The organism is Sneathiella sp., from assembly GCF_036960985.1.
Classification (GTDB): Bacteria; Pseudomonadota; Alphaproteobacteria; order Sneathiellales; family Sneathiellaceae; genus Sneathiella.
The window spans coordinates 42,038-51,738 of record NZ_JBALWD010000032.1; the positions used below are offsets into that span (position 1 = coordinate 42,038).

Sequence of the window (9,701 nt, forward strand, 5' to 3'; positions counted from 1 at the left end):
CTTTCGACCTAATATTAAACGATCGAGGGATTATTTCTTGATGTGGCCAAATGCCTCTGTCGGCACAAAAACCATATCACCCTCAGGTTCCTGCCAGTACAGTTCCAGAGTGGATGAGTTTGACTTCTCAAAATACAATACGCGGATTGAGTACCAGCCCGGATCAGTAACATCAACATACAACTCCGGAGAAAATCGATCCCCATGAATATCCGGGTCTTCAAAAATTTGCTTTCCACCTATATTCAGTCGTACACCATCGTTGGACTGAACGAGAAATGTATATCGACCTTTCTTTGACATATTGATGTACCCGGTAATATCCGCACCCATCAGATCAGTCGTCGTCGTCGTCAATACCGTGCCTTCGCCAACCTTATAATTCAACATTGGAAGGGGAATACCTTGGACACCTTTTTGATACTCCATCATTTCAACAAGACCGCGGATGTTAGCGTATTGTCCGCCATAATACCGAACCGCTAAACCCGAAGCTAGGGTACTTGGTTGTGGAGAGGTCCTTGCGATTTCAGCCGAAGGCTTTGTAACTTCAACACTCGCACAGCCAACCAACATGGCTACGACACTCAATGTTGTAGCAACTTTACAAATACTCAATATGAAAGACATTCAAGACGATCCAGTTTTTTTTAAGGTTTCAAAAATATAGATGTAAAATTAAATCATGGCAAAGATAATGGTTAGCCCGCTGATAGTTCGTAAGAAATCTATGTAAAAGTTGCGCCTAGGGTGGGTTCAAAACACAGATAGTGCGTCAGCATGTATTGTGAAAGCTCTTTTTCCGACCGAAATATTGGAGAGTTCGCGAGATGCCAGTAGAAGATAAGTCGTCATCCGGGGGTTAGGATTAGGGTTCAATTCACCTAAAAGGCTGCGCTAAACTCTTCGCAAACTGGTGTTTTTCTCATTGTCATGACAATACCGCCGGTTTTCTGGAGGACAGCTAATATGTCGAGGCATTGGTGCAAAACGTAAATTGTGATGCCCTACCGGTTCAGGTCGGTGTCCAAAGTGTGGAGTTCCCGGCGCATGATTTTACCGGTACTGGTTTTCGGCACGTCCTCTACGAACTGGACCTTTCTTGGGCATTTATAGGCGGCCAGCGACTTGCGGCAAAAATCCATCAGATCTTGTTCTGTGCAGGCCACACCCTCTTTTAAAACCACATACGCCTTGGCAATTTCTCCCTTCATCTCGTTGGGCTGTTTACCTACTGCAGCGAGCGCCACGCCCGGGTGAGCTGCGAGAACGCGTTCAATCTCAGCCGGATAAACGTTGTATCCGCCCGTCAGGATCATGTCCTTCTTGCGATCGACGATAAAGACGCAGCCGTCCTCATCCATTGTGCCGAGATCCCCCGTATGGAGCCAGCCATCGGGTTCAAGCGTTTCGCGGGTTTTCTCTTCATCCCCGAAATAGCCCATCATCACAATGGGCCCAAACACCATCAATTCGCCGACTTCACCGCGCGGCATGGTTTTGGACGCGTTGTCCACATCCGCGATCCGCAACTCGCAATAAGGTATGGCGCAACCAATGGAACCATGCTTGTTTTTGCCATATAGCGGATGCGTGGAGCCTAATCCAGCGATCTCAGTCATGCCCCAGAGCTCATAGAGAGGAACCTTGAAGCCCTTTTCAACCGCTTCCATTGTGGCGACTGGCATGGTTTGGCCGCCGACATAGCAGCGTTTCAGGCTGCTGAGGTCGGCCTCAGCGAAAGCAGGGCTGTTCAGCATGAACATGTACATCGTCGGCACACCATCAAAAATCGTGGCTTTGTGGGCCGCGATGTCCTGTAAGACCAATGCAGGATCAAAAGATTTGTGCAAAATCAGTTTGGTTCCGAACATCATCATGCCCATCATCAGGACATTTGCATAGACATGGGGACAGGGAAGTGCGCTAACCACAACATCATCCCGGCTCCGCATATGGAGTTGACTAGTCATCGCGCCGTTGAAAATGACGGCCTTGTGAGATTGCATCGCACCCTTGGGATGACCGGTCGTGCCGGACGTATAACCGATCGTAGAGAGGGCGCTCGGTGCAATATCGACCATTGGGGGTGTGGGCATGCTGCGGGAGATCAAATTATCAAAAGAAACGGTCCCCGCTGGGGCATCGCCAAAGGAGATGATCGAAGCGACGTTGGTGCTGTTTTTTACGCCGATGATGCCAGCGGCCTTATCTGCAGAAGTAATAATGGCCCGGGCACCACAATCCTTCACAACGAATTCGATTTCCGGCGGTGTTAACATGGTGTTGACAGGGTTGATCACCGCGCCGATGCGAGCGATGGCAAAGTAGCTAACGATCCACTCCCATGAATTTGAAGCATAGAGAGTAACCACGTCACCTTCGCCTATCCCGAGACTGTGTAGGGCGCCTGCGGTTTTCTCAATCAGCGTGTTCAAGTCGTTAAAGGTAAAAGATCGATCCTCAAATACGAGGGCTTCCCTATCCTGAAACATCTGTGCTGCATGTGCAGGAATCTGGCCTATATGATCACGCATGTTTTCCTCCTACTGCTTACCAATCATGAGATTACGCCCCACCATTTGCGAGTTTCTCATTAATATGTAGGATAGATGTTATAGTCAACGAGCGCTACGTCTATTCACGGTCCTATACAGGTCACTCACCTGTAGAAGGTAGTCGCCAGTGTGCAGTGCAATAACCACTCATTACATAGAAAGCTTAAGCAGCGCAGCTTTGAATTAGCCCGTTTATCTTCATGCTTTGGAGAAGTTGTATTTTCGTCCGTCGTACCAGAGAACCTGTAATGGGCCAATAGCAAAAGGGACACCTCTCCAACGACCCGTCACTCCCAGCTATAATTGAAACTGACACTTATACGTTCCCCATCGGCTTTGTTCGGAGAAACTTCATGGCGTAGCCAGCTTTCCCAAAGCAAAACCTCGCCCGCTTGAGGCATGATGTAGATGAATTTGCGCAGTTCGTTCCGTGCCCCAAGCTCGCGTTCCGGTGCCGCCATCATCATTGCCGACCGTGGGTCTTCGAACTTGATGGCCCCCGCGCCATTCGGCATCGTAACATAAGCGGTGCCGCTGACTATGCTATGGGGATGCAAATGCGATGTATGTACGCCGCCTTCAGGCAAGATATTAATCCACATACTATCCATCCTGACCTTCTTGCCGTCCAGATCGAATTGCAGGTCCTTGACAAAGGTTGCGACATGTTTATCGAGCACCCGAACTAAGTCCTTGAAGATCGGGAACCGCCAAGCCAGATCGTCCAGCGAGGCATAGCTCGTATAACCCGGATAATCATGTTCCTCGCACCATATTTGCCCGGCCTTATCATCTTCAGATATCGACAGGCAGGAGGTTTCAAGTTCGGCCGCATCCGGTGCCTTGTCGAACTCGGATAGGGCCGCACGGTAGAGGCGGGTGACGAAAAGAGATTCAATATGTGTCATGCGCCTATCATAGCACCGGAACAGTTTCTCTTGTCTAGATGTTTAGATTCTTCGAATAGTCGCCAGGACACGATACATCTTATCAGACCGTCTAAAGCACTTGCAAGTTGAAGATATTATTACAAAGGCTCGCGATCCCGGAAACCGTCGGAGTTACATCTACTCACTGACGGGAGAAGGACTTGATCTAGCACCAACAATTTTGGAGATCGCTTCTTGGATTTGACAATACGATGACTGACCTTTTGCCGTCAAAATCTTCGTCGACAAAATCAAGAAAGACCGAAGAGGGTAAAAAGCGCATATCCAGGTCAGTCATCCCTGATTGGTGATTTTACAATTTTTGCTCCAATAGCGGTGAATTACGAAAAGCTCTATTGGAATTGTGTTTGTGTATGCTTTGAGTAAAGATCGACCTATAGCATACGAATACCAGGTTATTGTATGGCAAGCTTAAACAGCGCGGCTTTGGCTTAGTCCGTCGAACTTGAAGCTATGAAGAAAGTAGTGACCGTGTGTGGTAATGAACCACTGATACGATCCTAATTTTTTCGCATTGGTGTCATTCTTGCGTAAAGCTAGTTCTACATAAGACTACAGAATCTGCCCCAAAAATTCGACAGTACGAGGGTCTTTGGCTTCATCGAAAAACGTGTCAGGTGGACCGTGCTCTACAATCACGCCGCGATCTGTGAAGTAAATATGATCAGCGACTTCACGGGCAAAGGCCATTTCATGAGTTACCAGCATACATGTCATTCCATCAAGAGCCAGTTCCTTAATAGTGGTCAAAACTTCATTAACAGTCTCGGGATCTAGGGCTGCGGTCACTTCATCAAACAGCATAACATCGGGGCTCATGGCAAGTGAGCGGGCAATTGCCACGCGTTGTTGCTGACCACCGGATAATTCGCCGGGATAGGCATTTTCTTTGCCCTCAAGGCGCACTTTCTTGATCAATTGGCGTGCAAATTTCTCCGCATCTGCCTTGGATTGCTTTAAAACCAACAGGGGAGCCATCATGATATTTTGAAGAGCCGTTTTATGCGGAAAAAGATTGTACTGCTGAAAAACCATGCCAACCTTTTTTCGCAACTCCAACTTATCTAGATCATCATCATGCACTTCCTGTCCCTCGACAAGAATAGATCCTTGTTGAATGTCGTTAAGAGCATTTACACATCGTATGAGCGTCGATTTGCCAGACCCCGAAGGCCCGATAATGCACACGACCTCTCCCTTCATCACATCCATCGAAACGCCTTTTAGGACTTCAAGGGAGCCAAAAGATTTATGCACGTCCCTTATAGAGACCATTGGTTGATCGTCACTCCAAGTCATAGCAGACTCCATTAATTAATAACTGCGAATTTCTTCTCTAAACGTACTGTCCACCGCGCGATGGGATAGCAGTAGATAAAGAACATGAGCAAAACGAATGAGTAAAATGGCATTAAGAGATCGCTCCGGCCGCCTTCAGCAGCCAGGGCCTGGCCTGTAAGTGTCATCATCTCCGACACACCAACGATTGACGCCAAGACAGTAGCCATCGTCAGTATCGAATATAAGTTCATCCAGGGGGGCAGCATGCGTTTTACGCATTGGGGAAGAATAATGCGCCACAAAACCTGTGTGCGAGAAAACGCTAGGCTTTCGGCAGCTTCCCATTGCCCGCTGGGTAGCGACGAGACACCGCCGCGAACGATTTCTGACACATTGGCCATCACCGGTAAAGACAACCCGATAATTGCTTTTACCCAATCCGGCAAAGGAATGGTAAAATCGCCAATTCTGATTTCGAATGGTAACAGGAACATTGCAAAAAATAATAATACCAACCACGGCGCATTGCGGAAAAACTGGGTTGTAATCCAAGCGAACTTTCTGACACTTCCATTCAAAGAGATTTGACCGAGTCCAAGTGCCGCTCCCGTAATTGTTCCGATGGCCATCGCAATTATTGAGATGATAACGTTGAACACGAACCCTTCCAGCAATAGCGGCATCCAACGAAAGAGCACATCAAGTATAGATGCTCTGGCCGGTTCTTCGGCGGCAAAAGCGGGAACAGTTGTTACAATAGCTAGCATCACCAAAATTATTCCATGCCAAGCTTTAAGGCGAAATTTATTGGTTGGGCGGATTCGACGTGGCATCATTACCGGTAAAATACTAGTTTCAATCTTTTTCATTGTTAGATCCCCTCAAGCCCCAAATCCGGGTATTTTTAGCGCCCGTTCCCACTTATTCATTCCCCAGACCAAAATTCCTACGAGAAAGAAATAAATCAGCAGCAGAAAAATCATCATCTCGGTAACATTCACATTGTCAGACCAAATCTGGTTGGCCTCATACAACATTTCGGGCACAGCAATTGCGTAGGCGAGGGTTGTTGTTTTAACTAAATTGACAAGATTATTATTTAGGGCAGGGAGAACAACACGAAATGCCAGCGGTAAAGTTATATCTTTATAGATATGCAACCTTGAAAACCCTAGTGCCTCTGCGGCTTCAATAGTACTCTTTGGCACCGCTTCGATACCGGAACGAAAAATCTCAACATTAAAAGCGCCGGCGAAAAAGGATAATGAAATCACCGCCCAAGCAAATCCGCCCAATATTGGTTCTTGGCCACCATACTCATTTGTAACTTTTGGTAATAACGTGCCTATGGCAAAATAAAAGAAATACAATTGTACCAGAGGCGGCGTATTGCGGAACAATTGGATGTATCCATTTACGAACCGACGGGTCCATATTAGCGGCGAATTTTGCAACCATGCCCCAATTATTCCAATAATAACCGAGAAGAACAAGCAGGTAACGGACAACTTCACTGTCATCAGAAACCCCTCGACCATTCGGTCTCGATCATAACTGTCATAAATAAAGGGAAGATTTATGCCTGTATTCTCATAGAGCTCCCTTGCCCATTCATAAAATACCTCCACAAATTCCTCCCCTCAGTCAACTATCGACGCGAACAAATGGGAACTGGCGCAAATCTTTTGATGTTAGTCGCCAATTCCCCTAGTGCTTATTTGTATTTTTTATTCATATCGATGGCAAAGGGCGTATTCGTGACACCCCATTTGGTTTCAAGTTCCAAAATGCGACCAGTTTTATGCCAATCAACAACCATTTTTTCCATCAATTTATGGAAACTGGGTTCGCCGTTCTTCACTGCAAGTCCCCAAGGGGCATCGTCGATTGTTGGTAATGGCATTTCATAGTCAGCCCATTCAGGAAGTTGCAGCGTTGCAACGTGCGAAGAATCGTCATAAACGAATGCAACACAATTACCGGCTTTTAATGCGGCGTAGACTTCAGCAGTTCCCTTAAAGGCAACGATCTTTGCACCGAAATCACGGCCAGTTTTCTTGTTATAGAAAGCACCTTGAATACCACAAACGGGTTTGTCACGAAGGTCTTCCCATTCTTTGAAAGCAAACTTTTTGGGCGCCATTATATTGGTTCCCGATGAGTAATAATTCGGTTCAATAATCGAAACCACTTTTCGGCGATCCGGTTTATCGGTCATCGTCGCGATCATTAGATCTACTTTTCCTTGCTGCAAGAACTGCATTCGATTGGAACTGACCACGGGCACGTACTCGATCTCTACACCGAGCTTGTCAGCAACATCTTTTGCCAGTTCAGGTTCAATGCCGATAATCGCACCTGACGTATCGCGAAAACCATATGGCTTATAATCAGCCTTAACCCCGACGATCAATACACCCCGGGATTTGATGTCGTCTATAACGTCTGCTTGTGCCGGTAAAGCGGCAAACGCAAAGGCTCCTAGCACAACAGCCGCAGCTATTTTTTCTGACAGTATTTTAAACATTACTTCCTCCTTTGTTAAGCCCCGGCCAAGATTTACAAATAACCGGTGGCAGCTTTAGTGTTTTTTTGTTTATTTCAGATTCTTACTTTTCTTTATACACGTTAGTTTGTTCGCCTCCTTTGGACAACGAGCATATTGGATTGTTTGGAATTTTACCCATTAGTTGTTCTGCCAATTGTAGCACGTCTCTTTCAAGCATGTCGGAGACTTCTGTACGTCCTGCAAATACTATGCATTCTTTAAGTTTAAGGTAAAAATCTGTGTCCTTCAGGGGATTTTTTGGCATTCCATAAGCCTCCCCACAAAATCCGGTACGGCTGGAACCATCTTTCAGTTTAATTTCCACCCGTGCACTTTCAGGAAACCGCTGACGCATCTTTTCAGTTGATAAATCATCGGCCACTGTAATCTGAGTTTTCTGCATCAGTGTTTGTTGCACGGAAGACCCCAAAAGTTCTTTGGACAGATCAGATAAACGCACCGTGCCATACCGAACAGCGCAAGCGGCCACAAATGGCAAACTAAATTGAGCTTCAGAGGGTGTTTTGGGCTTATCATACACAAGACTGATGCGGACGAGCTCAGGTACTTCAACCAGTATGGTATCAATATCGTCAGGGGCTAACCCGGTTTCAAATGTTAGACGTGCAATTTCCTCTATAACAGCATGTGCTGCCGAGCATACCGGATAGCGTTTCACCATCAGGCCAGGTTCGATCAGGCGCCAACATTGGCCCAAAGTTTCGACCTCATTAATGCGACTTATATCGTTATTCAAAAGATGGAAAAATCCGGTCCCGCCGCTAAAGCTGGCTTCCGGACCTGTCAGGCCACTCGCAGTAAATCGAGCGAATAATATTGCCCGCTGCGCCGCTTCACCGACAAGAAACGGTTTTGCATGGGTTCCAAATACGGATTTTCCGCTTCCTGCTGCTGCGGCGGCAAGTCCGATGGCCTGTGCAGTTTGAGCGTGGTTGCAACCCAGCAGTTTCGCGGCTGCCGCAGTTGCTCCAACAAGGCCAAAAGTCACAGTACTCCACCAACCGTTAAAATAATGCTGATGGGTACAAATGTCAGCCAGCACATAAGCGATCTCTGATCCAACGATAAAGCTTGTTTGTAGTTCTTCTTCACTTGCGCCCAGTTCTTGGGCCAGGGCAATAACTGTCGGAAACACCACCGCAGATCCATGCATAATGCCGGTATAACTGGTATCGTCAAAATCCCAAAAATGAGCGGCACTGCCATTCACAAGTGCGGCAATTTCGGCGGACGATTTTCCACCTGTGGCCAGCTGACTAGTCCCGCCATGAGAAGGCCAGATTTCAGCAAGTTTTCTAATATCTAAATGGACACTTCCTGCAAGTGTTACGGCCAGTGTATCAAGCATGGCACGGTGCGCTGCAACCTTAACCTCGTGCGGTATATCTGCGTCGGTCAATTCGCAAGCCCATTGAGCAAATTGATATGTCAAATTATGCGCGTTCATTTATCTTTTTTTCCATTTTTTTTAAAACCCAGAATTTCTTTTCCCTAATCTCACGGCACGCTTTCGTGCAACATTAGTTTATAAAAATATTACAAAAGGAAATATTTAAGTCAAAGGCTTTCCCTGACCTAGATCCGGCGGTATCTACTAAATTAGAACTTTTTGAAGCAGGAAGAAGTGTCGCCCAGGGGCGGATTTTCAAGATTCAAATATAGATTGAAGTTAGATTTCAGATACTATTGTATATTCTCTCATGAAGCACATTCTTAAGCCCTGATACAAGCGGAGAAATCTCAAATGGAAAACAAGTATGTTGAAATGTATTGGGAGGTAGGCAGTACGAACACCTACTTTGCTTTTCATTTGATCAAACCCGTTCTCAAAAGGACGGGTGCTAGACTGATCTTACATCCGTTTAATTTAGGGTATGTATTTAGAGCGAATAATTATGTGCTCATGGATGAGCCGGCCATAAAAATTGAAAACCGCATACATGATCTTACCCGATGGGCAGCGAAGTATGATTTGCCATTTAGCGTTCCGAGCGAATTCCCAATCAAGACAAGCCGTGCACTACGAGGATCCCTGGCTATGCGGCAATTTGATTTGGAATTGCCCTATATTGAAGCGATCATGTCGGCCTATTGGGAACGGGATGACGCATCTATTCAAGATTACTCAGGGTTACGCCCGATTGTTAAAGGATTAGGCGTTGATCCTGATGAATTTGAAACCCTCAGCGAGAGCACAGAGGTCCGCGCGCAGTTAGCCAACTCCACAGACGCAGGGATGAAACGCGGTGTCTTTGGTGTACCAAGCATGTTTATTGGGGATGAGTTATTTTGGGGTAAAGATCGTATGGAGTTTGTCGAGGATGAACTACTTCGTCCTTAAGA

General features: G+C 46.5%; 10 protein-coding genes. 2 read left to right on the forward strand and 8 right to left on the reverse strand.

What is annotated here, in order from left to right:
* Window positions 1-30: 30 nt before the first annotated feature.
* The 3 genes from V7723_RS15960 to V7723_RS15970 form a co-directional block, all read right to left on the reverse strand.
* The gene (locus V7723_RS15960) at window positions 31-630 is read right to left on the reverse strand and encodes a PA14 domain-containing protein (RefSeq protein ID WP_335685484.1); all 600 of its coding nucleotides are present in this window, start codon (window positions 628-630) and stop codon (window positions 31-33) included.
* A gap of 377 nt (window positions 631-1,007) precedes the next feature.
* Window positions 1,008-2,537 carry a class I adenylate-forming enzyme family protein gene (locus tag V7723_RS15965; protein WP_335685485.1) on the reverse strand — a complete coding sequence of 510 codons (1,530 nt, stop codon included), beginning with the start codon at window positions 2,535-2,537 and terminating at the stop codon, window positions 1,008-1,010.
* 308 nt (window positions 2,538-2,845) lie between these two features.
* On the reverse strand, window positions 2,846-3,466 hold the full coding sequence (locus tag V7723_RS15970) for a TIGR02466 family protein (RefSeq protein WP_335685486.1): 621 nt from the start codon (window positions 3,464-3,466) through the stop codon (window positions 2,846-2,848).
* 76 nt (window positions 3,467-3,542) lie between these two features.
* Here V7723_RS15970 and V7723_RS19835 point away from each other — a divergent pair, with 76 nt between their 5' ends.
* On the forward strand, window positions 3,543-3,692 hold the full coding sequence (locus V7723_RS19835; protein WP_443024242.1) for a winged helix-turn-helix transcriptional regulator: 150 nt from the start codon (window positions 3,543-3,545) through the stop codon (window positions 3,690-3,692).
* Window positions 3,693-4,060: 368 nt separating this feature from the next.
* On the opposite strand, the gene V7723_RS15975 is transcribed toward V7723_RS19835, so the two are convergent.
* From V7723_RS15975 to V7723_RS15995, 5 genes are all read right to left on the reverse strand, one after another.
* A complete protein-coding gene (locus tag V7723_RS15975) occupies window positions 4,061-4,807 on the reverse strand; it encodes an amino acid ABC transporter ATP-binding protein (RefSeq protein WP_335685487.1) in 747 nt (248 codons plus the stop codon).
* 11 nt (window positions 4,808-4,818) lie between these two features.
* Window positions 4,819-5,658 carry an amino acid ABC transporter permease gene (locus V7723_RS15980; protein WP_335685488.1) on the reverse strand — a complete coding sequence of 280 codons (840 nt, stop codon included), beginning with the start codon at window positions 5,656-5,658 and terminating at the stop codon, window positions 4,819-4,821.
* Between the two features lie 12 nt (window positions 5,659-5,670).
* Window positions 5,671-6,417 (reverse strand): amino acid ABC transporter permease, encoded by a 747-nt coding sequence (locus V7723_RS15985; RefSeq protein ID WP_335685489.1) that lies wholly within the window; start codon window positions 6,415-6,417, stop codon window positions 5,671-5,673.
* An 86-nt stretch (window positions 6,418-6,503) separates the two neighbouring features.
* Window positions 6,504-7,316: a transporter substrate-binding domain-containing protein gene (locus tag V7723_RS15990; protein WP_335685490.1), complete on the reverse strand. Its 813-nt coding sequence runs from the start codon at window positions 7,314-7,316 to the stop codon at window positions 6,504-6,506.
* Between the two features lie 82 nt (window positions 7,317-7,398).
* Complete coding sequence (locus tag V7723_RS15995; protein WP_335685491.1) at window positions 7,399-8,805, reverse strand: MmgE/PrpD family protein; 1,407 nt, start codon at window positions 8,803-8,805, stop codon at window positions 7,399-7,401.
* 297 nt (window positions 8,806-9,102) lie between these two features.
* Here V7723_RS15995 and V7723_RS16000 point away from each other — a divergent pair, with 297 nt between their 5' ends.
* A complete protein-coding gene (locus V7723_RS16000) occupies window positions 9,103-9,699 on the forward strand; it encodes a 2-hydroxychromene-2-carboxylate isomerase (RefSeq protein WP_335685492.1) in 597 nt (198 codons plus the stop codon).
* The last annotated feature ends 2 nt before the right edge of the window (window positions 9,700-9,701 follow it).

Excerpts from the sequence above, each read along its gene's own strand:
- V7723_RS15995 (WP_335685491.1), bottom strand. The coding sequence starts at position 8,805 with ATGAACGCGCATAATTTGACATATCAATTTGCTCAATGGGCTTGCGAA.
- V7723_RS15980 (WP_335685488.1), bottom strand. The coding sequence starts at position 5,658 with ATGAAAAAGATTGAAACTAGTATTTTACCGGTAATGATGCCACGTCGA.
- V7723_RS16000 (WP_335685492.1), top strand. The coding sequence starts at position 9,103 with ATGGAAAACAAGTATGTTGAAATGTATTGGGAGGTAGGCAGTACGAAC.
- V7723_RS15990 (WP_335685490.1), bottom strand. The coding sequence starts at position 7,316 with ATGTTTAAAATACTGTCAGAAAAAATAGCTGCGGCTGTTGTGCTAGGA.
- V7723_RS15965 (WP_335685485.1), bottom strand. The coding sequence starts at position 2,537 with ATGCGTGATCATATAGGCCAGATTCCTGCACATGCAGCACAGATGTTT.
- V7723_RS15970 (WP_335685486.1), bottom strand. The coding sequence starts at position 3,466 with ATGACACATATTGAATCTCTTTTCGTCACCCGCCTCTACCGTGCGGCC.
- V7723_RS15960 (WP_335685484.1), bottom strand. The coding sequence starts at position 630 with ATGTCTTTCATATTGAGTATTTGTAAAGTTGCTACAACATTGAGTGTC.
- V7723_RS15975 (WP_335685487.1), bottom strand. The coding sequence starts at position 4,807 with ATGACTTGGAGTGACGATCAACCAATGGTCTCTATAAGGGACGTGCAT.